The organism is Arthrobacter sp. AB6, from assembly GCF_031844545.1.
Taxonomy (GTDB): domain Bacteria; phylum Actinomycetota; class Actinomycetes; order Actinomycetales; family Micrococcaceae; genus Arthrobacter.
Genome location: NZ_JAUZVL010000007.1, coordinates 35101 through 60710 on the forward strand (window position 1 = coordinate 35101; position 25610 = coordinate 60710).

Consider the following 25610-nt stretch of genomic DNA (forward strand, 5'->3'; position numbering starts at 1 on the left):
AAATACGGAAGCCCTGCATCCATGGGCGCTTCCCGGGGGCGGGAGGCAGCGGACTAGGGTGGGATCCATGACGCGTCCGGACCCCCCTGACCGCCAGGATCTTTCCCGCTGGCACGGCAGGGCAAATGAAGCTGCACGATCGGTGACCACGCTCTTCGGCAGGAGGCTGCTGTTCCTGCCGGGCACCCACCTCGGTGCCGTGAAGTGGACCCCACATTCCCGGCGCAGGGATCCGAAGGGCGCGCTCCTGGGGCCCTGGCACTACTGGTGGCAGGCCCATTACGTTGACTGCCTGGTTGATGCAGGGCTGCGGGAACTCGGCTGCGGCGCCACCCCCGCCGCGAGGTTCAACGGCCCGGAGCACCCCAGCGCCGGGCAGCTCGCCTCCCGCCTGGTCACCGGAATCCGGCTGCGGAACGCCTTCACGCTCGTCAACAACTATTACGACGACATGGCCTGGCTGGCGCTTGCCACCCACCGGCTCGACAAGCTGGCCGAAGAGGCCCGCAAGCCGGGGCGCGGGCGCAACGCGCGCGTCCGGAAGTCCCTCACCCTCCAGTTCGAGGCAGCATGCACGGCGGACCTGGGCGGCGGCGCTTTCTGGAGCAAAGCACGGGATTTCAAGAACACCCCGGCCACTGCGCCGGTCGCTCTCTACTTCGCCCGGACGGGCCGCCCCGAAAAGGCACAAGCGCTGCTGGACTGGCTGGACGCCACCCTCTTCGACCCGGACCAAGGCCTGTACCTCGACGGTGCGCGGCTGAACGCGGCCGGCGAAGTGATGGTGGAACGGACGGTCTACACCTACAACCAGGGCCCCGTCCTGGGCGCCCTCCTGGAACAGGGCGGGGAGGCGAACCTTGCCCGGGCAGCCGTCGTGGTGGAGGCGGCGGACCAGCATCTCACGGTTCCGCCCCTCGCCAGCGCACCATCCACCGGCACAGCATCCACCGGCGAGGCCCGCGTCCTGCGGTGCGAAGGGACGGGCGACGGCGGCCTGTTCACTGGAATCCTCTGCCGCTACTTGGCGCTCGCGGCCGCCGACGCCAGGCTGTCCCCCCGGACCCGAAGCGCCGCCGCCACGCTGGTGGCCAGTACGGCAGGCGCTTTTTGGGCCGGTCGGCGCCCCGTGGAAGCCGGCGAAGCCGACGGAAAGAACGGCGCAAGCATCTTCTCCCTGCACGCTGCCAACCCTGCACGGGAAACCTGCCCCGCGGGCACCGCCGTCGAGCTTTCCACCCAGCTGCAGGCATGGATGGCCCTGGAGGCCGCGGCAACCCTCCCGGATAGCCCCGGCAATTAGGGCACGCAACACTTCCGTAATTCTTGTGATCCTGCTCACATAACCCCGCTGCGGCTTGGTGGCTTAGGTATGGCTAACCTACGCTTTCCCCGTAGGCCTCCCGAATCCCGGCCCATGAGGACTCCGGTCCCGTTGACTTTTTTCCAGAAAGCAGCCCCCCCATGAAGATCCGCAACAGCGCCCTGGCCGGCATCGCACTCGCCGCCACCGCAGCCCTCGGACTGACCGCCTGCGGCGGCGGTTCCACTCCGGCAGCCACCGGCTCGTCTTCCGCCGCTGGCGGGGACTCGGGCGGAATCACCGTCTACAACGCGCAGCACGAGAGCCTGACCAAGGAATGGATCGACGCCTTCACGGCGGAGACCGGCATCAAGGTCACCATGCGCCAGGGGTCGGACACCGAGCTGTCCAACCAGATCATCCAGGAAGGCGACGCCTCCCCGGCCGACGTTTTCCTGACGGAGAACTCCCCCGCCATGACCCAGGTTGAGAACGCCGGCCTGTTCGCGGATGTGGACGCGGCAACCGCCGCGCAGGTGCCGGCAGAGTTCCGTCCTTCCACCGGCAAGTGGACAGGCATCGCTGCCCGCTCCACGGTCCTGGTGTACGACAAGAACAAGCTGACGGAAGACAAGCTGCCCAAGTCCATGCTGGACCTGGCCAACCCGGAGTGGAAGGGCAAGTGGGCCGCCTCGCCGTCCGGCGCCGACTTCCAGGCCATTGTCTCGGCACTGCTCGAGCTCAAGGGCGAGGCCGCAACCGAGGAGTGGCTCAAGGGCATGAAGGAAAACTTCAAGGCCTACAAGGGCAACAGCACCGCCATGAAGGCCGTCAACGCCGGTGAAGTGGATGCGGCCCTGATCTACCACTACTACTACTACGGCGACCAGGCGAAGACGGGCGAGAACTCCAAGAACGTCAGCCCGTACTACTTCAAGAACCAGGATCCGGGCGCCTTCCTCTCCGTATCCGGCGGCGGTGTCCTGAAGAGCTCCAAGAAGGCTGCTGATGCCCAGGCGTTCCTGAAGTTCATCACCGGCAAGAAGGGCCAGGAAATCCTAAAGGACGGCACCTCGTTCGAGTACGCCATCGCCTCGGATGTTCCGGCCAACGAGAAGCTGGTTCCGATCGCGGAGCTCCAGGCCCCCACTGTCGATCCCGCCAAGCTCAACTCGAAGAAGGTCACCGACCTGATGACAGCGGCAGGACTCCTCTAAATCCGTGACTCCTGATCTCTCGGCTCCCCCTCGGGGGAGCTCGACGACGGCGGGCCGGGGCAGCAGCCCCCGCCCGCCTTTCGGCGTTTCTGCGGTGTCCGCGCTGGCGGTGCTGATTGCCCTGTTTTCGCTCGTTCCGCTGGCCTACGTGGTGTACATGACCGCGGCAACCGGCTGGGACACCGCCGTCGAACTCATCTTCCGTCCGCGCGTGGCCGAACTGCTGCTCAACACCCTCCTGCTGACGGCGATCACCGTCCCGCTGTGCCTGGTCCTCGGTGTCGCCGGGGCATGGCTCGTGGAACGCACAACGCTGCGCGGCGCGCGGATCTGGGCTGTGCTCCTGGCCGCGCCGCTGGCCATCCCTGCGTTCGTCAACAGCTACGCCTGGGTCTCGGCAATCCCGTCGCTCGGCGGCCTGGGCTCGGGGGTCCTGATCGCAACACTGTCCTACTTCCCGCTGGTCTACATCCCCGCCGCTGCCGCGCTCAGCCGGCTGGACCCTGCCATCGAGCAGTCGGCGGCCGCGCTGGGCCTCGGCGCCTGGCGGTCCTTCTTCCGGGTAGTCCTCCCGCAGCTGCGCATTGCCATGACCGGCGGTGCGCTCCTGGTGGCCCTGCACCTGCTCGCCGAGTACGGGGCGTTCGCCATGATCCGCTTCGACACCTTCACCACGGCCATCATGGTGCAGTACCAGTCAACGTTCAACGGTGCTGCCGGAAACATGCTGGCCAGCGTGCTGGTGTTCTTCTGCCTCCTCCTGCTGCTGGCCGAAGTCAGGAGCCGCGGCACCGCCCGCTACGCCCGCATCGGCCCCGGCGCGCAGGCGAAGGCTCTGCGCCTGCCGCTGCACGCGTACCAGCTTCCCGCCCAGCTGTTCCTCGTCGGACTGACCGTACTGGCCTTCGGCCTCCCCCTGTTCTTTGTGCTGCGCTGGGTGGCCTCCGGCGGAACCGCCGCCTGGGCCGCGGACGAGTTCCTGCCGGCCCTCCTCACCACGCTCGGCTATGGCCTGACCGGCGCCGCGGCCACCATCGTGGTGGCATTTCCGATGGCATACCTCGCTGTCCGCCACCCCGGCTGGTTCAGCAAGTCCCTGGAGCTCTCCAACTACATCACCAGCTCCCTGCCCGGCATCGTGGTGGGCCTGGCCTTCGTGACGGTGAGCATCCGGATTGTGCCGGGGATCTACCAGACCGCAGGGGTGCTGGTGGCGGCCTACGTCCTCCTGTTCCTGCCGCGCGCCCTGGTCAACCTCCGGGCTGGACTGGCGCAGGCTCCGAAGGAACTGGACGAGGCCGCCCTGGCCTTGGGCAAGCGTCCGCTCGTGGCCTTCGTCCGGGTCACCCTGCGGCTCACGGCACCAGCCGCCGCGGGCGGCGCGGCTCTCGTCTTCCTTGCCATCGCCAACGAGCTCACCGCCACCCTGCTGCTCTCCCCCAACGGAACGCGCACGCTGGCCACCGAGTTTTGGAGCAAGAGCAGCGAGATCGACTACGCCGGCGCCGCGCCGTACGCCCTGCTGATGATCCTGCTCTCCGCGCCGATGACGTACCTCCTTTTCCAGCAGTCCAAGAAAGTAGCCGGACAGTGACAGAACAAGCCCCCTCGAGGCTGCCGGAACCGCGGATCGCGCCGTCCGTGGCGCCCACCACAAACAGCCACCTGGAGATCACGGACGTCACCAAGAACTTCGGCAACCAGGCCGTCCTGAAGGGCGTCAACCTCTCCGTCGCCAAAGGCGGAACCACGGCCATTGTGGGCCCGTCCGGGTCAGGCAAGACCACCCTGCTGCGGCTGATCGCCGGCTTCGAGCACCCCGAGACGGGCACCATCGCGCTGAACGGCACCAAAGTGGCGGGCGACGGCGTCTGGGTGCCCGCGCACAAACGGCACATCGGGTATGTTGCCCAGGACGGTGCCCTGTTCCCGCACCTCAGCGTGGGGCAGAATGTGGCCTTCGGGCTCGATCCGGACCGCCTGCCCGGCGGCCGGCGCGCTGTGGCCGCACGGATCAGTGAACTGCTGGAAATGGTGTCACTGGATGCGGCCATGGCCAGGCGCCGCCCCCACCAGCTCTCCGGCGGGCAGCAGCAGCGCGTAGCACTGGCCCGGGCCCTGGCGCGGGAGCCCGAACTGATGCTCCTTGACGAGCCCTTCTCAGCACTCGACGCGGGGCTCAGGGTAGCCACCCGCCGGGCAGTGGCCAAGGTCCTGAATAAGGCCGGCGTGACCACCATCCTGGTGACCCATGACCAGGCCGAGGCGCTGTCCTTCGCGGACCAGGTGGCTGTAATGCGTGGCGGCAAACTCGCCCAGATCGGCAACCCGTTCGTGGTGTACACCCGCCCGGCGGACCGGGCCACGGCCGAGTTCCTGGGGGATGCGGTCATCCTGGACGCCTGGCTGGAGGGTTCGCTGGCAACCTGCTCCCTGGGGGCGATCCCCGTCCGGCGGCCGCCGGCGCAGGGCCGGGTGCAGCTGATGCTGCGGCCCGAGCAGATCAGGATTGCCGAGGGCGGAAACATCCGGGGCGTTGTAGTGGACACGGACTACTTCGGCCCGGAAACCACCGTGCGCCTGAAACTGTCTGTTCCGCCACAGCTGGCCTCCAGCCCGGACCACCGCTACCCCGGCGGCGGCGAGATCATCACCATCCGGCACTGGAACGCCTCCATCGCCCGGCCCGGCATGGAGCTGTGCCTGCGCGTGGTGGGCGAAGGCGTGGCGTTCCCCCTGGACGACTAACCCCAACTAAGTAGCGCTAAGTGTCGTTTTGGAGCCTCAAAACGACACTTGGCGCTACTCAGTTGGGGGCGGGCTGGTCGGTTGGGGTGACGGCGCAGGGTCGCCGGGACGCTTCTTCTGCGGATACGGGGCCTCGCCCCGCGCCAGCATGTCCACGAACCCGGCAATCCGCCGTTCCCGGGTGGCAGCCTGCACAGCGGAGTTGACCCGGTAAATCAGCGCAAACCGGTTTGTCCTGGTCAGGACGTCGAACATCGCCTGGGCGGCGGGAACCGCAGCAATGGCGGCGGCCAGGTCCTCCGGAACCTCGGCCACGGCCTGTCCGCCGTACGCGTTTGCCCAGCGCCCGTCAGCCTTCGCCGCATTCACAGCCGCCCACCCGGCGTCGGTCATCTTCCCCGCCGCATCCAGCCGCGCCACGTGGCCCACGTTCCGCGCCGACCACGGACTCCTGCGGGTCCGGGGCGTCATCCGCTGGAGCGACGTGTGCTCATCACGGCGGCGCGTCTGGCCATCGATCCAGCCAAAGCACAGTGCCTCGTCCAGTGCGGCGGCGTAGTCCAGTTCCGTCACGTTTCCGCCCTTCTTGTGCAGGACCAGCCACACGCCGGGGCTGGTCCTGTGGTTCGCCTCGAGCCAGTTGCGCCATGCCACCGCGTCCGGCAGCAGCAGTTCCTCGAGTTCAACGGCCATGCCCCTATTGTGCTCCTGCAGCCCGCCGGGACAAGCGCCAAGACAGCTGCCGGCCCACGTGGCAGTATGGGCCCTAAGCGTCCCGTACCGATCCGAAGGACAAGCCATGCTCCGCGTCCGCCCCCTTCATTCCACCTCCAGGCCCGACTCCTGGGACACGCTCCTCACCGCGTTGGGCATGGTCATTACCGAGAACGACGCCGGGCGGCGGGTTTTCGACGCCGGCTCCGGCCGCCTCGCCCTCCACACCGTCCCCGAAGGCGCTGCGGAGGACGGCACCACAGCACTGGCGGTGGAGGTGGGGGACCTTGCGGAATTCGCCCGCCGGACCAACCTCGCGGCAGAGGAGGACGGCGCCGCCCCCGCGGAACTCGTCACCGCGGACCATGGCGAGGCCTGCAGGATCACGGCTCCCGATTGCTTCAGCTTCCTGGCGGACAAGGCGTCCCACTTTGCGCAGTGCGCGGACGCTGACCCGGCGCTGGCCGTCGCCGGGGTCTGGTTTACCGAAGATCCCGCCGCCGCCGCCCGCACGCTGCAGCACATCGGGGCGCGCCCGCGCCCGGTTCCGGACCAGGACGACACCGCCGATTTTTCCACCAAGAACGGCGGAGTCCTGCTGGTGCGGCCGGCTTCAGGACCGCCACGTTCAGGACTGGGCTTCGAGTACGACGGCGCACTGGAACCCCTGCGGCAGCGCCTCGCCTCGGCAGGTCTGCGGGTCAGCCTCACGGAGGAAGCGTTCGGACGCACCCTCCATGTAGCCAATCCCGACGCGGGCGGGCCCGGCGCCGGGCACGTGCCGGCCACCCTCTGGATCGCCGGGCGCCACCACGAGTGAGAAAGTTGCCCCACGGGCGGCAGGGGGCCGACGGGTGACGGGCGGGGCCGACGCATTCCGCCCGCAGCTGAGCCTCGGCTATCCAGCGGGGTCCCATGGGGTAGAACTTAACCATGAACGTGCGCACTCCTGACCCGAATCCCGGCTGGCTCTCCGAAGAGGACCTCTTTGAGGCGCGCGGGCGGCTGCCCATGGTGTACGTGGAGGCAGTGCCCGTCAGGCTGGACCCCCTGGGCTTCGTTAACGAAGTGGGAACCCTGCTCCAGGCGGACGAGGACGGAACTATGGTCCGGTCCCTGGTGTCGGGGCGCGTCATTTACCGTGAAACGATCCGCGCCGCGCTGCTGCGGCACATGGAAAAGGACCTGGGACCGCTGGCGTTCCCGCAGCTGCCCATCAGCCCCGTGCCGTTCACCGTGGCCGAATATTTCCCCGCACCGTCCCAGACCGGCTTCACCGATGACCGGCAACACGCCGTGGCCCTGGCCTATGTCATCCCGGTGACCGGCGAGTGCGAGCCCCGCCAGGACGCCCTGGAACTGACCTGGATGACCCCAGAGGAAGTCCTCAGCCCGGGCGTCCAGATGGAGTTCTCCGGTGGCCGCGGAGCCCTCATCCGCCAGGCCCTGGCCTTCGCCGGAGTGGGCTTCTGACACCCCCGCCGGGACGTGGGGGTCCCCGATTTTAAGGGCCCGTCTTTGTAGACTGTAGGGCGGACCGCAAGAGAACTTAAGGACTCCCATGACCGAAACACCAGCCGCCCGTCACCATCTTGAACAGCAGGCTGGATCCCTGACCACCGGCAACCACATTGTCCTGCCCGACGGCGGGCGGACGGCGGAGATACACCAGGTTGAGCTGGAACGGGACGATTTCGGGGCGCCCGCGCTAGTCCTCGCCAGCCTGTCCGGCGGCGGTACCCTCCGCATCGCGGTGGGCACCACAGTCACGGTGCTGGAGGAAGAGTCCGACGCCGTCACGCAGCTTCCGCAGGCAGCCGGCGTCCCTGCCCCGGCAGTGGGAGACGCGGGGCAGGAACACGCCAAGCAGCCCGGCGAAGAGCCTGCCTCCGCTGCCGCCGCTCCCGCCGTCGTCGTACCTCCCCTCCCGGCGGTCCCGCCGGCGGTGAGCGGTCCCAGTGAAGAGGACCTGGCACTGATTCCCGCACCGCAGGGCACTCCGGAATCAGTGGTGGAGGCCGCGGCCGAAGCGCATCCTGATGCCCAGGGCGTGCTGCTGTTGGCGGACCGGCTGGCCAAGGGCGTCAATTTCAAGTCAGGCAGCTGCCTGAAGGACCTGAGCGACCTTGCCCACGAGCTGTTCATCACCCTCAAGGATGCCGAGGGCGCACTCGCCGTGGCCGACCTCCTCAATGTCCTGCCCTTCGACGGGAACCCTGGGCGGTGGGCGTCCGTGGAGGCGTCCCTGGCGCTGTCCAGCTACATCTGCCGGCAGGACGGCCAGGCGGAGCGGGCTGAGGTTTACGAAAAGCTGCTCCGGACCCCCGAAAACCAGGAATCGGATCCGTTCAAGGCCAGGATGGCGGCGAAGGTCCGGCAGCGCTCGCTCAACGAGCCCAACCTGTACGACAAGGAAATCTTCCGCTCCATCGACAACTCCAACCACGACGCCGAGCGCGAATGGCGCCTCCTGCGGCTCGAATCCCTGCTGTTCCTCCGCGCCCACGGGGGCTCGGAAACCATTGGGATGGGCGAACTCGAGCGGCGGATCAGCAACGAGCTGGAAGCCGTCCGTTCCTGACGATGCACCCGCCCCTGAACAGGGTGCCGGGTTAGGTAATTTGCCCCCTTCCCGGCACCCGGCCGGAGTTGTACATTCGGGGCTATGACCAACAATCTGAGCGTAGTGATCAACGCCGACGCGCCGCAGGTCTGGACCATGCTGCGGGAACCGTCCAAAGTAGCCCAATGGCATGGCTGGCAGGCTGAAGACCTGGATGCCGAGATCAAGGAAATCTACTTCTCCGGTGACGTTGAGGAGTCCCCGGACCACACCAGCCTCACCGTTCACGGCGGGGACACCTTTGAACTTCACCCCGAGCCCAATGGAACCCGGGTCAGCGTGACCCGGAGTGCCATGGACCACGATTCAGAGTGGGCGGCCTGGGACGAGGACATCACGCAGGGCTGGCTCACGTTCCTCCAGCAGCTCCGCTTCGCCCTGGAACGCCACCCCCACGGCAAGCGCCACACCCTGTTCCTGCATCTGGCGGAAGGGCAGGGCTCCGCGATCGAGAAACTCGGACTGGCGGATTTGCCGGCACCGGGCGAGAGCTACCAGCTTAAACTGGGGACCGGCGAGGAGATCAGCGGAAAGGTCTGGTACCGGACCAGCCACCAGGTGGGTGTCACGGTGCACAACTACGCGGAACACGGCGAAGGGCTCCTGGTGGTGGCCGACCATCCCGCCATCAAGGACGTACGCGCAGAGGGCGAAGGGTCCCTGGTCATCGCCTCCACCTACGATCTCGGCGCCGCCAGGCTGGATGCCATCCGCTCATCCTGGGATGCCTGGCGGGCTGAGCACTACCCCGCAGCGGAACCGGTCAGCTGACCGGCCCGGTTGCCGGGACGGTGCTGATTGCTGGCACACTTGTACGGTGCCAGCCAACCCCGCCCCTGCTCCACACCCTGCCGACGCCGCGTTTGAACCGGGCCCGCGCACTGCCGGCGATGAAGCACGGGCACGGCAGTCGGAGTTTTCATTCCGGGTAGGCACGCGCCTGGCCGAGAGCTGCCCGCCGTCCGCCCCGCAGGAGGCGTCCAACGGGGGCCGGTTCCTGGGACGTACGGGCACCATCTCCACGCCCCATGGCCAGATCCAGACCCCGGCCTTCATTGCCGTGGGAACCAAGGCCACGGTCAAGTCCGTACTGCCCGAGGCCATGGCGGATTTGGGGGCACAGGCGCTGCTGGCCAACGCCTACCACCTGTACCTGCAGCCAGGCGCGGACATCCTGGACGAGGCCGGCGGCCTGGGCGCGTTCATGAACTGGCCAGGGCCCACGTTCACGGACTCGGGCGGATTCCAGGTGATGAGCCTGGGCTCGGGCTTCAAGAAGGTCATCGACATGAAGACTGTGGCTGCCGCCGGCGGGCCCGGACCGGACGACGCGGTGGCCCCCGGCAAGGAACGCCTGGCCCATATCGACGACGACGGCGTGTGGTTCAAGAGCCACCTCAACGGCGACCGGCACCGGTTCTCCCCCGAAATCTCCATGCAGGTCCAGCACCGGATCGGAGCGGACATCATGTTCGCTTTTGATGAGCTCACCACCCTGCAGAACTCACGCGGCTACCAGGAGGAGTCGCTGGAGCGCACCCGGCTGTGGGCGCTGCGCTGCCTCGAGGAGCACTTCCGGCTGACGGAAGAAAGGGCGGGCAAACCGTACCAGGCCCTGTTCGGCGTGATCCAGGGCGCGCAGTACGAGGACCTGCGCCGGAAGGCGTGCCGGGACCTCGGTGCCATGCCGTTCGATGGTTTCGGAATCGGCGGGGCGCTGGAGAAGGAGAACCTGGGCACGATTGTCCGGTGGTGCAACGAGGAGCTGCCCGAGGACAAGCCCCGGCACCTGCTGGGCATCTCCGAACCGGACGACATCTTCACGGCCATCGAGAACGGCGCGGACACCTTCGACTGCGTCTCCCCCACCCGGGTGGCCCGCAACTCCGCCTTCTACACGCCGCAGGGCCGGTTCAACCTGTCCGGCGCCAAGTACAAACGCGATTTCGGGCCGCTGCAGGAAGGCTGCGACTGCTACGCCTGCGCCAACTACTCCCGGGCCTACATCCATCACCTGTACAAGGCCAAGGAGATGCTGTCCGCCACGCTGATCTCCATCCACAACGAGCGGTTCGTGGTGAAGATGGTTGACGACGCCCGCCTGGCTATCGAGGACGGCACCTTCTTCGACTTCAAAGCAGACACCCTGGCGCGGTATTACGCGTAGCCGGCGCGCCGCCGTCGGAATTGCGTCCGATATCCTGACCCCATGCTCATTGGAATCCCTGCCGCGGAAGGCACCGCGGAAGCCCTGGTGGCCCGTCCTTCCAGCGGCGGCGGGCCGTTCCCGGGCGCGATCCTGTACATGGACGCCTTCGGCCTGCGCCCGCGCATCGGGGACATGGCGCAACGCGTTGCCGACTGGGGCTATGTCGTCCTGGCCCCGAACGTCTTCTACCGGGATGGAACTGTTGCCGAGCTTGCCCCGAAAGGGGACATGACCACTCCGGAGGGCAGGCAGGCAGCCGGCCAGGCGGCGTTCCCGCGGATTGGCCACCTCACTGCTGACAAGGCGCTCGCGGACATCGATGCCTGGGTTTCGGCGCTCAGGGCGCTTGATGGCGTTGCGCCGGGTCCCATCGGCACCTTTGGCTACTGCATGGGGGCCAGGCTGGCGGTGCGCACCGCAGCGGCCCACCCGGAGGTGGTGGCGGCATGCGGCGGCTTCCACGGCGGCGGGCTGGCCACGGACGAGCCGGACAGCCCGCACCTGCGGCTCGGAACGGCCAGAGCCGAGTTCGTGTTCGGCCACGCAGACCACGACCGGAGCATGGATGCTGACGCCGTGGCCCGGCTGGGGAAGGCCCTGAAGGCCGCAGGCCTCAAGGCGTCCAACGAGGTCTACCGGGGTGCATCCCACGGCTACTCAATGGCGGACACTTCGGCATTCCACGTGGGAGCCACGGAACGGCACTTCCGGGAGCTGCGCGCCCTGCTCGACCGGACCTTGAAGGGCTGACGCCACCTCACTTCTTTACCGGATCACCAGGGACGTCGCAGGGAGCGCCAGCCGTCCCGGCTGGCGGGGCTGTTGGAGACAGCAATCAGCATGCGGACTGTACAGCAGCACAAAGACGCGTCCGACGACGGATGGCAGGATGGTGCCATGACTTCCGTTTCCGTTGACGCAACCCGGTCCGCCGCAGCTCCCGCAGTTGTCCTGACCATCGCAGGCTCCGAAGCTACCGGCGGCGCCGGCGCCCAGGCGGACCTGAAAACGTTCCAGGAGCTCGGCGTCTTCGGCATCGCCAACCTCACCTGCATCGTCTCGTTCAACCCGAACGACAGCTGGAACCACCGGTTCGTCCCGGTGGACCGGCAGGTGATCGCCGACCAGCTGGAAGCGACGACGGCGGCGTACGGTCCGTCGTCGTCCGTTCCTTCGGAGCCCGGCCGCCCGGTGCTGGACACGGTGAAGATCGGCATGCTGGGCAGCCCCGCCACCATCGCCACAGTCGCTGACGCCCTGGCCGCCGGCCAGTTCGAAAACGTGGTCCTGGACCCGGTGCTGATCTGCAAGGGCCAGGAACCCGGGCACGCCCTGGACACGGACCAGGCGCTGAAGGCGCAGATCCTTCCGCTGGCCACCTTCGTCACGCCCAACCACTTCGAGGCCGAATCGCTGTCCGGCCTCGACATCACGGACGTCGAATCCCTCAAGGCCGCCGCCATCCGGATCCATGAGCTCAGCGGCGCCGCCGTGCTCGCCAAGGGCGGGGTGCGGCTGGAAGGCCCGGACGCCGTCGACGTCTTCTATGACGGTGAAACCCTCGAGGTCCTCAGCGCCCTCAAGGTGGGCGAGGTGGCGGTTTCCGGGGCTGGCTGCTCGTTGGCCGCGGCCGTGACGGCGGAACTCGCCAAGGGCGCCACCCCGCTGGAGGCTGCCCGGACGGCCAAGGAATTCGTTACCGCGGGCATCCGCAACCGCGTAGCCTCAGGAGCCCCGTTCGATGCCCTCTGGCAGGGCGGAGCCCGCTAACCCGCCGCCCCCCGACGCTCTCTCACTTGATGCGCGTTTTCCCGGAACCCTCTTGCACCTAGCGCGAGAGGGTTCCGGATTTTCCGGCATTAACTGATAGAGCGTCTGAGGTCGGGGACGGCGGCGAGGGCAAGCCCGGGACACGCGCTCACCTGGGGTCGGCCACAGTTCCCATAAACAGCGGCAGCCCAGTTTCAACGTGGACGATCTGGTAGTGGTACGGCCGGTCGAACTCGATGGTCCGCTCGGGCTGCGGCGGGACGCTGGTGGCCATTCCGTTGATCTGGGTCACCGCGGCCGCGATGGTGCCCTTTTCGGCCACGGTGATGTTGGCTGCCTGGGCGGCCTGGGTGACCATCATCTGCGGCTGGATGCTGTTGAAGTCCTCCGTGGTGCCCAGCATGTTCTCCAGGCCCAGCGCCTCGAAGACCTTGCGGAGGTCAAAACTGGACCTGTGGTCCCAGCGGGGCAGCTGGACCTGGACTGACGCGGGCCGGGCCACATCAAACGTGTCCGCGATTTCCGTCAGTTTTTCCGCGTCGAAGGCCGCCGGGGCGGGAGTGTCAGCGGGAGCGGCCGTCTCCGCGGGCAGGACCAGCCGCATGACGAAACCGTCGGCGTAGGGTAGGTCAACACCCTGCCAGCCGGCACCTTCCGCATACTTCATGGTGAGTTCGTTGTGCATGGCCGGCACGTTGATTTCCTCGCCGGCGGCTGTCGTGAACGGCAGGTCGGAGGTGGCGTTCGGATCGAACGGCACGCTCCAGGCGGCGGCGAAGTACAGGGAGTTGAGCAGGCTGAAGGTGTTGTCGGGGTCGTATTCCGCCGGGGCTTCCTTGATCCGGCCGCCGGTATTGCTGCTCACCCACGCATCTATGGCGGGCTTCGTTGCCCGTTCGTCGCTGAAATCCACGGGATATACGCCGGATCCGTAGTGCCGGGCCAGGGTGTCCAGGAAGGACTGCCCGGTAGGCACGTCCTTGTCCACGAAAAGCCCGTTGGCGGAATGCATAACCGGTTTCTGCGGCGGATTGTCCTCATCCACTGCGGCGGGGTCGCCGTCGAACTTCTCAAGCGAGCGGAGGAGCGAGTTCATGGCCTCATCGCGCTTCTCAAGGGGGAACTGCAGGACGCTGTCCATCTCGGCCGCGGTCCCGCCGGTGGCACCGGCGCGCAGCATGGCGAGGGCAATCAGCAGGCTTCCGGGCGAGGACACCACGTTCCCGTTGTCGCCGTCGCCGCCGTCGGCCAGCAGCGCCTCGCCGAGGACGAACGCCGAAGCCCGGAAGGAGCGCAGTTCAGCGGCGTAGTCCGCACGGTCCACCGAAACCCGCTCGACGCCGTCGGCCGTGAGGAGTTCCGGGGCCGGCGGCCGGGCTGGCACCGCACACCCCGCCAGTCCTATCAAGGCACCCAACGCAATCATCCGCTGAAAACGAAACACCTCTGTTGCCTCCCCCGGCATGCCAAGGCGGGAATCCGCCTCCCTCCAGTGAAACAGCGACGGCAGCGCGGGACGATGCCGGGAGGGTCACGCTTTGCATTCGATTTGGTCTCGCCCGGCTCGCGGGACGCCGCGCCGGACCCTCTCTCACTTAACGGTGGAAAACCCGGGACCCTCTCTCACTTTCCTGAAGAAAGTGAGAGAGAGTCGAAGGAAAATCCACATCAAGTGATAGAGCGTCCTGGCGTGGTGGACGGACGACGGCGGGCGGGCACCCGCCGTCGTCATCAGTCCTGCCGCAGGTGCGCCTCCGGGAGCTAGACGCCCAGCAGGTCCTTGTCCTTGTCGCCGTCCTTGCGCTCCTGCACCCACGCGTGGCCCTGCTCCTGGTCCAGGTGGGTTGCCTTCTTGTTCTTCAGCGCAAAGATGTACACCAGCAGCGAGAGGGCAATGGCCACGGTGACGTAGGTGAAGAACAGGTCAACCCGCTCGGCCTTCTGGAAGGCTGCGCCGATGAGTGGAACGGTCCCGCCGAACAGCGAGTTGGCGATCGCGTAACCCAGGCCGACGCCAAGGGCACGGATGGAGGCCGGGAACAGTTCGGCTTTCACCAGTGCGTTGATGGAGGTGTAGCCGCCCACGATCACCAGGCCACCCATCATCAGCAGGAAGGCGGTAAAGGGATCCTTGGTGTTGGACAGGGTGGAGAGCAGCGGCCAGGTGAACAGGACGCCGGTGATGCCGAACCACAGGAGCAGCGGCTTGCGGCCCACCTTGTCCGAAATCATGCCGTACACGGGCTGCAGGAGCATGAAGATGAACAGCGCCCAGAAGTTGATCACCGAGGTGTCGGTCTTGGCGATGCCGGAGGTATCGTTCATGAACTTCAGGATGAAGTTGGTGTAGGTGTAGAAGGCCACGGTGCCGCCGAGCGTGACACCGATGCAGACCAGCAGCGGCTTCCAATACTGCGTGAACAGCAGCTTCATGGTGCCGGGCTGGGCAACTCCCGCTTCGGCCGGGGTCCTTGCAGCCTGCACCTGCTCCTCCGAAACGGTCTCTTCCATAGAGCGCCGGAGCCAGAGGACCACAAGCGCCGCGACGCCGCCCAGCGCGAACGGGATCCGCCAGCCCCACTCCGTGAGGTCATCCTTGGGCATGGCATTTTGCAGGATCACCAGGACCAGCAGGGCCAGCATCTGGCCGCCGATCAGGGTGACGTACTGGAAGCTGGAGAAGAAGCCGCGCCGCCTGGACGTGGCAGCCTCGGACATGTAGGTGGCACTGGTGCCGTACTCGCCGCCCACGGAGAAGCCCTGGACCAGGCGGATCAGGATCAGCAGGATCAATGCCCAGACGCCCACCTGCTCGGTGGTGGGCAGGATGGCGATGGCGAATGACCCCGCGGACATCAGGGTCACGCTGAGGGTCAGCGCTGCCTTGCGGCCGTTGCGGTCGGCGTACCGGCCGAAGAACCAGGCGCCGATGGGCCGCATGAGGAACGACGTCGAGAAGACGGCCATCGCTTCCAGGCCCGCCTGGAGGTCGTCCTTCGAGTTGAAGAAGTGGGACTGGAAGTAGGCGGCGAAGACCGTGTAGACGTACAGGTCATACCACTCCACCAGGTTGCCGGCAGAGCCCTTGAGGATGTTGCTGACCGCCCGTCGGGTCTCGGCCGACTCACTCACTGCCGCGGTTTGCTGATTGCTCATCGCTGAACCTTCCTTGGCTGCGCGGCCCCGGCTATGCGCCCTGGCCCGACTTTCGTGCTGTCCATGGCAGCATTGCTCATGGTTCCTCCTCGACGTTGAACGTCCCCTGGAAGCCCGGGGACCCCACCAAAGCTATTGGTGAGCCAGCGCACAGCCCAAGCGAAATCCGAATTCCTAACACTTCCTTAGGTTTTCCCGCGGGCAGCGGTCCCGGGCGGCGGAGCTGAACCGCCCGGGCGGGGCGGAAGACAAGCGAAAGGGGTAATCTCCAAAGGCGGGCAGGGGAAATCGCGTCCCTGGAAACGGAAGCCGCCCAACGGAACAGGAACTGGCAATGGATGTGCTGATCGTCGAGGACGACGACGCCATGGCATCCGCCCTCGGGGCGGCCGTGGTTTCCGCCGGGCATGCGTCGGCCAGGGTTTCCCGGGGCGCCGATGCACTCCTGGAGCACCGGCGCTTCGGCGTGATCCTGCTGGACCTGGGACTTCCCGACATGGACGGCCTTGAGGTGCTCCGGAAGCTTCGGCAGGTCACGGACGTTCCCATCCTGATCCTCACAGCGCGCGACGATGAGCGGAGCGTGGTCCTTGGCCTCCGATCCGGGGCTGATGACTACCTCGTCAAGCCGGTCAAGCTCGTGGAGCTCCTGGCCCGGATCGAAGCCGTCACCCGGCGGGCGGGCCGCGCGCCCGGCAACACGCAGCGGCGGATCGTGCTGGGGGAACTTGAGGTGGACCTCGAACGCCGCCTGGCAGTCCTCTACGGGCAAGTGCTCCCCCTGACCGCCACGGAATTCGATCTGCTGGATCTGCTGGCCAGCCATGCAGGGTCAGTAGTGACCCGGGAGCAGATCTTGGACGCCCTGTGGGGCGATGCGTTCCTGGCCTCCTCGCGGTCACTTGACGTGCACCTGACCGGGCTGAGGTCCAAGCTGCAGCTGCCGGGGTTCATCATCAACGTCCGCGGAGTTGGCTATAGGGTCGAGGCGGACCCTGAGTGAAGCTCCGTGTCCTCGGGATCCTGAGCATCCTCTCCGTCCTCCTGGTGCTCATCGCGTCCAACGCCCTCCTGGCTTCGGCCAGCCGGGAACTCACGCAGGAACTCCAGATCAACAGGGCCACTGCCCTGAACAGGCTGGCGCAGGTTGCGTTCGACGCCGGCACTGAGGGAGGCGATTCCACCCAGTTGCAGGCCGAAATGGACAGGTACTCGGAGCTCTACGAGGAAGGAGTCCTGATCCGGCTCCAGCAGGGCACCCTGCGCTCCGGCGGCCTGAGCGAGGACCGGGCAGACGTGCGGAATGCTTTGGCCAGGGCCAGCCTGAACCTCAGTGACACCACACTGGCGCCGCTTCAACCGTTCGGCACAGGCTCGGAGGTGATTTCCCGCTCGTTTGGAAGCGCCAGCCAGGTACTCGGCGCAGCGGTCCTGGAAGTCAACCAGGACGCTGCCCGGCAGAAACTCCGCGAACGCTGGCTAGGTGTCGGACTGGCCGCGGCGGCACTCATGGCAATGCTCCTCATCGCCGCATCCCGGGTGACCCGCTGGGTGCTGCGCCCGGTCCACCGGCTCAATGCGGCCGTCGCCGAACTGGAAACCACCGGCCGGAGCAGCCGGCTGCCGGAGGAAGGACCGCCCGAGCTGAGGGCGCTGAGCCGTTCCTTCACTGCGATGGCACAAAGCGTCAGCGACAGCATCGAAGCGCAGCGCCAGCTCATTGCGGACACCTCCCATGAACTGCGCAACCCTGTTGGTGCGCTGCGGCTGCGCGTCGACTTGCTGCAGCTGGAACTGAAGACCACCCGGGAAAAGACGGCTGCATCCGCCGTCGAGACTGAGCTGGAGAGGGTGGAGGAGATCCTTGACGGCGTCCTCAAACTCGCCGCCGCCGAACACCGGGCCTTCGAGGACTCCGCCGGCACACCCGGTGAGGCGCCTTCCCGACGAGATCGGGGGCCCATTGATCCAGTCCCTGTCCTGCAGGAAGAGGCCGAACGTGCAGCACCTGCCGCGCGACGTGCCGGCGCCTCCATCCATTTCGACAGAACGCCCGGCCAGCCCGCACTGATTGCCTGCGACGCCGGGGACCTCGCGCAGATGGTCGGGGAACTGCTGAACAACGCGGTCAAATATGCCGGCCGCGCCCGGATATCAGTTGAGGTCCGTCAGGTCGGCGCCACCGTGGTGATCCAAGTGTCCGACGACGGACCCGGGCTCTCGTCCGAGGAAAGGGCAGCTGCCACACAGCGGTTTTGGCGCTCACCGAAGCACCGGGACGTGCGCGGAAACGGCTTGGGCATGACCATCGTCGAAAAGCTGGCCGCAGCCAATGGTGGACGCCTGCTGCTCCGCGAGGCGCACCCGCACGGCCTGGCGGCGTTCCTGGAGTTTCCCCTGGTCCCTAAAAGCGGTCCGGAAACCACGGGGCAGGTGGCTCTGCATGCCTGACTTTCGCTTCAGACCGCCGTCGAGACGCGAAGCCCTCAGGGCCGGTGTTGCCGCAGGGCTCGCGGGACTGCTGCTACCGGCCCTGGCGGCCTGCACCCCGGCGGACAGCCCGGACGCCGTCACCGTTGCGGGCGGCGAGCCGGGCGGCTTCTACCTGGAGTTCGCCACCCTGCTCGCCGCGTCCCTGCAGCGCCATGGAGTGGCCCGGCAGGCCACGGCCCTGACCACGGGGGGCAGCCTGGACAACCTCAGACAGCTCGCTGCCGGGCAAGCCACGTTCGCCGTCGCCCTCGCTGATGCCGCCGCGCAGAGGGAAGCAGGGAAGAACTCGTCCGACGCCGGCATTACGGCGCTGGGGCGGGTGTACGAAAACTACGTCCATTGCGTGGTCCGGAAGGCCAGCGGCATCCGGAGCATCGGGGAGCTGGCCGGCAGGACGGTGGCTGTGGGCGAGCCAGGTTCGGGGACGTCCCTCACCACTCCCCGCCTCCTTGAGGCCGCCGGGCTTGGTTCCGTCGCTGCCGGCGGCGCCGGTGCTGCCGGACAAGCCGTCACCGTCCTGAACCTAGGTCTCAATGACGGACTCGCGGCACTGCGTGCGGGGTCAGTGGACGCCCTGTTCTGGTCCGGGGGCGTTCCCACGGCCGCGATCTCCGCCGCCCATGACGACGTGGGTCTTAACTTCCTCGATCTTTCCCTGTTGTTGCCGGCGCTTCGGTCCAGGTACGGCGTCTTTTATGACCGGGTCCTGATCCCGGCAGGCGCTTACGGGGGTGCCCCTGCCGTCTGGACGGTGGGGGTGACCAACCTGCTGCTGTGCCGGCGCGACCTGGACGCCCGCACCGTAAAACGGACCGTGGAATTACTGGTGGGCCATGCTGAGGAGCTGATCCCCCGCTCGAGCCTGGGCGTTCAGTTCCTGAGCCCGGATTCCCTGATTAACACGGCTGGCATTCCGTTGCACCCATCCGCGGCGGATGCTTACCGCGAGCTGCACGGGTGACCCGACCCTCTCTCACTTAATGCTGGAAAACCCGGGACCCTCTCTCACTTTCCTGAAGAAAGTGAGAGAGGGTCCCGGGAAAACGCGCATTAAGTGAGAGAGCGTCCGGGTCACGTTCCCGAGTGCGCCTGAAGGAAGCTGTACACCTCGGTTTCGTCGACGCCGGGGAAGGCGCCGGGCGGCATGGCCGCCAGCAGGTGCGAATGGGCCCGGGCGGAGGGCCATGCGTTGCCGGCCCACTGCGAGGCGAGCTCGGCCGGCGGCCGTTTGCAGCAGTTCGGATCGGGGCAGGTGGACTTGGCCCGCGCGGTGGTTTCCCGTCCGCGGAACCATTTGACGTGCTGGTACGGCACGCCGATGCTGAGCGAAAACTCGCCGCTGGCTGAACGTTCGGTGCGGGCGGTGCACCAGTACGTCCCGGAGGGCGTGTCGGTGTACTGGCTGTAGGCGCTGAACTTGTCCGGAACGTCGAACACTGCGCGGGAAGTCCAGGCCTTGCACGACGGCTGGCCCTCGATGGCGCCGGTGTGGTCCTGCGGGAACGCCACGCCGTCGTTCTCGTATGCCTTGTAGATGATTCCGCTCTGGTGCGTCTTCTGGAAATGGGTGGTGATGCCCAAGTGCTGCGTGGCAAGGTTCGTAAACCGGTGGGCTGCCGTTTCATAGGACACGGCAAAAGCGTCCCTGATGTCCTCCACGGCGATTTCCTTGGCGGCCTTCGCCTTCTGCAAAAATTCCAGGGTTGCCTTTTCCGGCAGCAGGAGCGCTGCAGCAAAATAGTTCGTTGCCACGCGCTGGGCCAGGAAGTCGCCGTAGTTCTTCGGGGTTTCGTGCCCCAGCACGTAGTGGCCCAGGGCCTGCAGCAGCACCGACCGGGGGTCGTGGTCCTGCCGCTGGTTCTGGGTCAGGTAAATTCTGCGGTTCTTCAAATCGGTCACGGAACGGGTGGAATGCGGCAGGTCACCCACATGGTGCAGGGTGAATCCGAGGTTCTCGGCGATGTCCGCGATGACGTGCTGGCTAAGCGGGCCGGTGGTGTAACCAACCCCCTTGAGCACCTTCTGCGCCTCGGCCTCGTACTCCGGAAAATAGTTGCCGCGCTCGCGCATCATTGCCCGCAGTTCACCGTTCGCCCGGCGCGCTTCCTCCGGGGTGGCCACCTGCTCGTTCATCTTGCGCTCCAGCTCATGCAGCAGCCCCACCTGGGCCTCCAGCACGTCCACCGGAAGCCGCGAGCTGATGCGGATTTTGGGCAGGTTCAGCGTCTCGTAGAGCGGGCTGCGCTGGTAGCGTTCGAGCTCGATCTCCAGGGCGGCCCGGCGGCTGGGAGGTTCCGCGCCGAGAAGTTGGTCGATGCTGACATTGAGGGCGGACGCCAGGTGCTGCAGGAGCCCCAGCTTCGGTTCCCGCTTGCCGTTCTCGATCAGGCTCAACTGGCTGGGTGCGGTACCGACGGCGGCGCTGAGGTTATCCAGGGTCAGTCCGGCTTGCTTGCGCAGATGGCGCACGCGGCGGCCCAGGCTGATGACGTCCAGTTCAGCAGACGCGGCGGACGGTGTTGGCGGCGCGGCTTCGCGGTTCCAGCTTCCAGGGGACATTTCTAAAGAATACGTGAAGAAACGCATTTCTTTCCAGCATTTCTCTCTAGAAAGCCTCTTGGAAGTGCGGAAAAGTAAGTGTCACGGAAAGAAACACCGCACCGGAAGGCCGGTGGGAACCTCAATGACGCGGTTCCCACCTATCCGATCCCGGAGCTCAATCAAGGAGATCAACGATGACTGCAGCATTTGAGCCCACCCAGCAGACGCCCGGCCAGGACGCAGAATCGCAGGCCGCCGCCCTGGAGCTCGAGTGGGCCGCCAACCCCCGTTGGGAAGGTGTGACCCGGGACTACTCAGCCTCCGACGTCGTCCGTCTCCGCGGCCGCGTCTCCGAAGAGCACACCCTGGCCCGCCGCGGCTCGGAGAAGCTGTGGAAGCAGCTCACCGAGGAGCACAAGACCGGCGGCTACACCAACGCGCTCGGCGCGTTGACCGGCAACCAGGCCGTGCAGCAGGTCAAGGCCGGGTTGCGGGCCATCTACCTTTCCGGCTGGCAGGTCGCAGCCGATGCGAACAACTCCGGCCACACCTACCCGGACCAGTCGCTCTACCCGGCCAACTCGGTCCCGACGGTGGTCCGCCGGATCAACAACGCCCTGCTCCGGGCCGACCAGATCGAGTTCTCCGAGGGCATCCGGACGGTCGAGGACTGGCTGGTCCCGATTGTTGCCGATGCTGAGGCCGGTTTCGGCGGCCCGCTGAACGCCTACGAGCTGATGAAGTCCATGATCCAGGCCGGCGCCGCGGGTGTTCACTGGGAGGACCAGCTCGCCTCGGAGAAGAAGTGCGGCCACCTCGGCGGCAAGGTCCTGATCCCGACCCAGCAGCACGTCCGGACCCTGAACGCGGCCCGCCTCGCCGCGGACGTCGCCGGCACCCCGTCGGTGGTCATTGCCCGCACCGACGCCGAGGCAGCGACCCTGATCACCTCCGACGTCGACGAACGCGACCAGGAATTCATCCTCCGCGAAGGAGGACAGCCGGTCCGCACCCCGGAAGGCTTCTACAAAGTCCGCAACGGCATCGAACCCTGCATCGCCCGCGCCAAGGCCTACGCCCCCTACTCGGACCTGATCTGGATGGAGACCGGCACCCCGGACCTCGAGCTGGCCCGCACGTTCGCCGAAGCAGTCAAGGCCGAGTTCCCGGACCAGATGCTCTCCTACAACTGCTCGCCGTCGTTCAACTGGCGCAAGCACCTGGACGACGCCACCATCGCGAAGTTCCAGCGTGAACTGGGAGCCATGGGCTTCACGTTCCAGTTCATCACCCTGGCCGGCTTCCACGCCCTGAACTACTCGATGTTCGATCTCGCCCACGGCTACGCCCGCGAAGGCATGAGCGCCTACGTCGAACTCCAGGAGAAGGAATTCGCCTCCGAATCCCGCGGCTACACCGCAACCAAGCACCAGCGCGAAGTCGGCACCGGCTACTTCGACGACATCGCCACTGCGCTCAACCCGAACGCATCCACCCTCGCCTTGGTCGGATCGACCGAAGAGGGCCAATTCCACTAAAACTTTCCCAAGTAAGTAGCACTAAGTGTCGTTTTGGAGGCTCAAAACGACACTTACTGCTACCCAGTTGGGCCTGCATCAGGAGCACATGACATGAACAGCTTCACCGACACCTTCACCATCAATGGCATTACCTTGACCGCGCAGCCTGTGTGCCGGCAGCAAGAGGTGCTGACTCCGGATGCCCTGGCGTTCATCGCCAAGCTGCACCGGGCGACGGCGGCACGGCGGCAGGAGCTGCTGCAGGCCCGGCGCAGCCGGCGGGGTGCCATCGCCTCCGGGCAGGACCCGCGGTTCCTCCGCGAGACCGAGCACATCCGCAACGACCCCTCCTGGCGCGTCGCTCCCCCGGCACCCGGCCTGGAGGACCGCCGCGTGGAAATCACCGGCCCGGTAGACCAGAAGATGACCATCAACGCCCTGAACTCCGGCGCCAAGGTCTGGCTGGCGGACATGGAGGACTCCTCCACCCCCACCTGGCGCAACGTCATCAAGGGCCAGCTGAACCTCACCGACGCCCTGGAACGCCGCATCGACTTCACCACCCCCGAAGGCAAGGAATACAAGCTCCGTCCCGCCGGGGACCTGCCCACCATCGTGGTCCGCCCCCGCGGCTGGCACCTGCCGGAGAAGCACATGCTGATCGACGGCGAACCGGTCGCGGGCGGCATCGTGGACTTCGGCCTGTTCTTCTTCCACAACACCCGGCGCCTGCTCGCCCAGGGCAAGGGACCGTACTTCTACCTGCCCAAGATCGAAAACCACCTCGAAGCCCGGCTCTGGAACGACATCTTCATCCTCGCCCAGGACCTGCTCGGCATCCCGCAGGGCACCATCCGCGCCACCGTGCTGATCGAGACCATCACCGCGGCCTTCGAAATGGAGGAAATCCTCTACGAACTGCGCGACCACGCCGCGGGCCTGAACGCCGGCCGGTGGGACTACATCTTCTCCCTGATCAAGAACTTCCGCACCCGCGGCCCCCGCTTCGTCCTCCCGGACCGCGGCCAGGTGACCATGACCCAGCCCTTCATGCGCGCCTACACCGAACAACTCGTCCGGGCCTGCCACAAACGCGGCGCCATGGCCATCGGCGGCATGGCCGCAGCAGTCCCCAACCGCAAAGACCCAGAAGCGAACACCAACGCCCTCGAAAAAGTCCGCGCCGACAAAACCCGCGAAGCCAACGACGGCTTCGACGGCTCCTGGGTGGCCCACCCCGACCTGGTGCCGGTCTGCCGCGAGGTGTTCGACAGCATCCTGGGCACCCGCACCAACCAGCTGGACCGGCTCCGCGAGGACGTCACCCCGGATGACCGCGCCCTGATCAACGTCGCCGCTACCGAGGGGACCATCACCGAACAGGGCATCCGGAACAACATCGAAGTGGGCATCCGCTACATCGAGTCCTGGCTCCGGGGCAACGGCGCAGTGGCCATCCACAACCTCATGGAAGACGCCGCCACCGCGGAAATCTCCCGCTCGCAGCTCTGGCAGTGGATCTACGCCCGGGCCATCACCGACCACGGGGAAATCATCACCCACCACTGGGTGGAGGAGCTCCTGGACGAGGAATTCGCACGGTTGGAACGCTTCGACGGCGACCGGTTCGAGGACGCCCGGGACATCTTCGAAGAAGTCACCCTCGGCCAGGACTTCCCGTCCTTCCTCACCCTCCCCGCCTACGCACGGTACCTGACGGAGGCCCGTGAGAAGGCCACTGTCGAGGAGCTCGCGGCGGCGTAGGTTCCAACAAGACTTCCGTCCGCCGGGCCGGCACGCCCTCCGCAACAGGCACCTCCGAAATCCGGAGGGCCGGCCCGGCGACGGAGCACCTCCAACGCACCAATGCACTCCCTGATCGCTCTCTCATTCGATGCTGGAAAATCACGATCGCTCTCTCACTTTCCTTAGGGAAGTGAGAGAGCGATCAACTATTTCCCGCATTAAGTGAGAGAGCGTCGGAAGGGGCGGAGGGCGTACGACGACGGCGCCGTTCGCCTCAGCGGTTTTTCGGCACCTTCCGCACGGAAAGGGTGGTGGTGAGGAAGAACGTCAGCACCGACGCCAGAATCAACAGCATGGGCACGTCCCAGGAACCGGTCAGCCCCTGAAGGTACCCCAGCAGCGGAGGAGCGGCCGCCCCGATTGCATATCCGGCGCCTTGGACGACGGCGGACATCTTCCCTGCCGACGCCTGGTCCCGGGCGATCTTGATGATGGCGGTGAAGATCAACGTGATGCCGCCACCTTGGGCTACGCCGCCCAGGGAGCACCACAGCCACCACCAATCCGGGGCCAGCAGCAGGCCCAGGGGGACTGTCAGCCACATCAGGCCAAGGGCCACGGCCACGGTGGTCGTACTGGCAAACCGCGCCGCCAAGGGAACACCCAGGCCGCCGGCGATCGCCAGGATCTGGAACAGCGAGGATCCGGCACCGGCCGCGGCAGGGGCCATTCCCAGCTCGTCGGCCAGGATCTTCGGCAGCCAGGCGGTTACCCCGTAATAGGAGAAGGCCTGTCCCGCGAAGCCTGCCGTCAGGCCGGCCGTGGTCCACCGCGCACCGTCAACCGGAGGCAACCGGATGCCTCCGCCGTCGTCGGGGGCAATGAAGAAAGCCCGGCGGGCCCCCACGGCCAGGGTCCAAAAAACTACTGCCACCACCGCCAGCACGGCCACGGATCCCAGCGCGAACCGCCACCCGGCCAGGCCGGCGAGCGGCGCTGTGGCCACCGAGGTCAGGAACGAGCCGATGTTCAACGCCGCGGTGTAGATGCCCATCGCGGTCCCCTGCCGGGCCTGCCCGAAATCGCGGCGGATGATCAGCGGCACCGCGATGTTGCCCACCGTGATGGCCAGGCCAATCAGCACCGTCCCGGCCACCACCAGGATGGGGCCTCCCGCCGAACGCACCAGGACCCCGGCAAGTACGCCGAGGATGGTCAGCGTCACCGCGAACTCGGCACCGAATTTCCTCGCGGCCAGGGAGGCCAGCGGAGCGGCAAGGGAGAAGCACAGCACCGGGATGCTGGTCAGGAGCCCCAACAGGACCGGCGAGAAGTTGAGCTCTGCCTGCATCAGGTCCACTACCGGGGCAACTGCCACAAAAGGGCCCCGCAGGTTCAGGGCCAGCAGGCCAATGCAGGCCAGCAGGATCCAGCTGTTGGGAATTCGGGCGAGGATCCGGCCGTTCACGGGGCCAGGAACCGGTTTGGGGGTGGTTTCATCACTCCCATTGCTATCACGCCGTACGTGGCAGGGGTTTGAGGAAAGGCCAGGACCCGCTGCCTTACGATG

The 25610-nt window shown here is 66.8% G+C and carries 21 protein-coding genes; 16 read left to right on the top strand and 5 right to left on the bottom strand.

Translation table 11 applies throughout. The features are described 5' to 3' along the window. The first annotated feature begins 67 nt into the window (after positions 1-67). The 4 genes from Q9R30_RS07620 to Q9R30_RS07635 all read left to right on the top strand — a co-directional run bounded on the left by Q9R30_RS07620 (position 68) and on the right by Q9R30_RS07635 (position 5268). Positions 68-1303, top strand: coding sequence for a glycoside hydrolase family 76 protein (locus Q9R30_RS07620; protein ID WP_311217222.1), 1236 nt, complete (start codon positions 68-70; stop codon positions 1301-1303). Positions 1304-1464: 161 nt separating this feature from the next. Then, on the top strand, positions 1465-2520 hold the full coding sequence (locus tag Q9R30_RS07625) for an iron ABC transporter substrate-binding protein (protein ID WP_104996747.1): 1056 nt from the start codon (positions 1465-1467) through the stop codon (positions 2518-2520). A gap of 4 nt (positions 2521-2524) precedes the next feature. After that, the gene (locus Q9R30_RS07630; RefSeq protein WP_311217223.1) at positions 2525-4114 is read left to right on the top strand and encodes an iron ABC transporter permease; all 1590 of its coding nucleotides are present in this window, start codon (positions 2525-2527) and stop codon (positions 4112-4114) included. Beyond that, the gene (locus Q9R30_RS07635) at positions 4111-5268 is read left to right on the top strand and encodes an ABC transporter ATP-binding protein (RefSeq protein WP_311217224.1); all 1158 of its coding nucleotides are present in this window, start codon (positions 4111-4113) and stop codon (positions 5266-5268) included. Before Q9R30_RS07630 ends, Q9R30_RS07635 begins: the two co-directional genes overlap by 4 nt. A 54-nt stretch (positions 5269-5322) precedes the next feature. Here Q9R30_RS07635 and Q9R30_RS07640 read toward each other — a convergent pair whose 3' ends face one another. After that, entirely contained in the window at positions 5323-5961 is a 639-nt protein-coding gene (locus Q9R30_RS07640) for a YdeI/OmpD-associated family protein (protein WP_311217225.1), read from the bottom strand. Between the two features lie 106 nt (positions 5962-6067). Here Q9R30_RS07640 and Q9R30_RS07645 point away from each other — a divergent pair, with 106 nt between their 5' ends. The 7 genes from Q9R30_RS07645 to Q9R30_RS07675 all read left to right on the top strand — a co-directional run bounded on the left by Q9R30_RS07645 (position 6068) and on the right by Q9R30_RS07675 (position 12584). After that, positions 6068-6802 (top strand): VOC family protein, encoded by a 735-nt coding sequence (locus tag Q9R30_RS07645; protein WP_311217226.1) that lies wholly within the window; start codon positions 6068-6070, stop codon positions 6800-6802. Positions 6803-6915: 113 nt separating this feature from the next. Then, positions 6916-7455 (top strand): NUDIX hydrolase family protein, encoded by a 540-nt coding sequence (locus Q9R30_RS07650; protein WP_104996743.1) that lies wholly within the window; start codon positions 6916-6918, stop codon positions 7453-7455. 88 nt (positions 7456-7543) lie between these two features. After that, a complete protein-coding gene (locus tag Q9R30_RS07655) occupies positions 7544-8563 on the top strand; it encodes a DUF6707 family protein (protein WP_104996742.1) in 1020 nt (339 codons plus the stop codon). 84 nt (positions 8564-8647) lie between these two features. Then, positions 8648-9376, top strand: a complete 729-nt coding sequence (locus Q9R30_RS07660; protein ID WP_311217227.1) for an SRPBCC domain-containing protein — start codon at positions 8648-8650, stop codon at positions 9374-9376. Positions 9377-9422: 46 nt separating this feature from the next. Next, the gene (gene tgt, locus Q9R30_RS07665) at positions 9423-10772 is read left to right on the top strand and encodes a tRNA guanosine(34) transglycosylase Tgt (protein WP_396136702.1); all 1350 of its coding nucleotides are present in this window, start codon (positions 9423-9425) and stop codon (positions 10770-10772) included. 42 nt (positions 10773-10814) lie between these two features. Continuing rightward, positions 10815-11564, top strand: a complete 750-nt coding sequence (locus Q9R30_RS07670) for a dienelactone hydrolase family protein (protein WP_311217228.1) — start codon at positions 10815-10817, stop codon at positions 11562-11564. A gap of 147 nt (positions 11565-11711) precedes the next feature. Continuing rightward, a complete protein-coding gene (locus Q9R30_RS07675) occupies positions 11712-12584 on the top strand; it encodes a hydroxymethylpyrimidine/phosphomethylpyrimidine kinase (RefSeq protein WP_311217229.1) in 873 nt (290 codons plus the stop codon). A gap of 148 nt (positions 12585-12732) precedes the next feature. On the opposite strand, the gene Q9R30_RS07680 is transcribed toward Q9R30_RS07675, so the two are convergent. Both Q9R30_RS07680 and Q9R30_RS07685 read right to left on the bottom strand, forming a co-directional pair. Beyond that, positions 12733-14010 carry a serpin family protein gene (locus Q9R30_RS07680; protein WP_311217313.1) on the bottom strand — a complete coding sequence of 426 codons (1278 nt, stop codon included), beginning with the start codon at positions 14008-14010 and terminating at the stop codon, positions 12733-12735. 335 nt (positions 14011-14345) lie between these two features. After that, on the bottom strand, positions 14346-15740 hold the full coding sequence (locus Q9R30_RS07685) for an MFS transporter (protein WP_311217230.1): 1395 nt from the start codon (positions 15738-15740) through the stop codon (positions 14346-14348). Between the two features lie 334 nt (positions 15741-16074). Between Q9R30_RS07685 and Q9R30_RS07690 the strand changes: the two genes are divergently transcribed. From Q9R30_RS07690 to Q9R30_RS07700, 3 genes are read left to right on the top strand one after another with little or no spacing between them, the layout of a single operon-like run. Further along, a complete protein-coding gene (locus tag Q9R30_RS07690; protein ID WP_311217231.1) occupies positions 16075-16743 on the top strand; it encodes a response regulator transcription factor in 669 nt (222 codons plus the stop codon). Then, entirely contained in the window at positions 16740-18191 is a 1452-nt protein-coding gene (locus Q9R30_RS07695) for a HAMP domain-containing sensor histidine kinase (RefSeq protein WP_311217232.1), read from the top strand. Before Q9R30_RS07690 ends, Q9R30_RS07695 begins: the two co-directional genes overlap by 4 nt. After that, positions 18184-19194 carry a TAXI family TRAP transporter solute-binding subunit gene (locus Q9R30_RS07700; RefSeq protein ID WP_311217233.1) on the top strand — a complete coding sequence of 337 codons (1011 nt, stop codon included), beginning with the start codon at positions 18184-18186 and terminating at the stop codon, positions 19192-19194. The genes Q9R30_RS07695 and Q9R30_RS07700 overlap by 8 nt, the downstream gene beginning before the upstream one ends. A 110-nt stretch (positions 19195-19304) precedes the next feature. On the opposite strand, the gene Q9R30_RS07705 is transcribed toward Q9R30_RS07700, so the two are convergent. Beyond that, positions 19305-20819: a helix-turn-helix domain-containing protein gene (locus Q9R30_RS07705; RefSeq protein ID WP_311217234.1), complete on the bottom strand. Its 1515-nt coding sequence runs from the start codon at positions 20817-20819 to the stop codon at positions 19305-19307. 149 nt (positions 20820-20968) lie between these two features. On the opposite strand from Q9R30_RS07705, the gene aceA reads away from it, so the two are divergent. Continuing rightward, positions 20969-22312: an isocitrate lyase gene (gene aceA, locus Q9R30_RS07710; RefSeq protein ID WP_104996733.1), complete on the top strand. Its 1344-nt coding sequence runs from the start codon at positions 20969-20971 to the stop codon at positions 22310-22312. Positions 22313-22405: 93 nt separating this feature from the next. Then, complete coding sequence (gene aceB / locus Q9R30_RS07715; RefSeq protein ID WP_104996732.1) at positions 22406-24058, top strand: malate synthase A; 1653 nt, start codon at positions 22406-22408, stop codon at positions 24056-24058. Positions 24059-24314: 256 nt separating this feature from the next. Here the strand turns inward: aceB and Q9R30_RS07720 are convergent, their stop codons facing one another. After that, entirely contained in the window at positions 24315-25508 is a 1194-nt protein-coding gene (locus Q9R30_RS07720) for a CynX/NimT family MFS transporter (RefSeq protein ID WP_104996731.1), read from the bottom strand. Between the last annotated feature and the right edge of the window lie 102 nt (positions 25509-25610).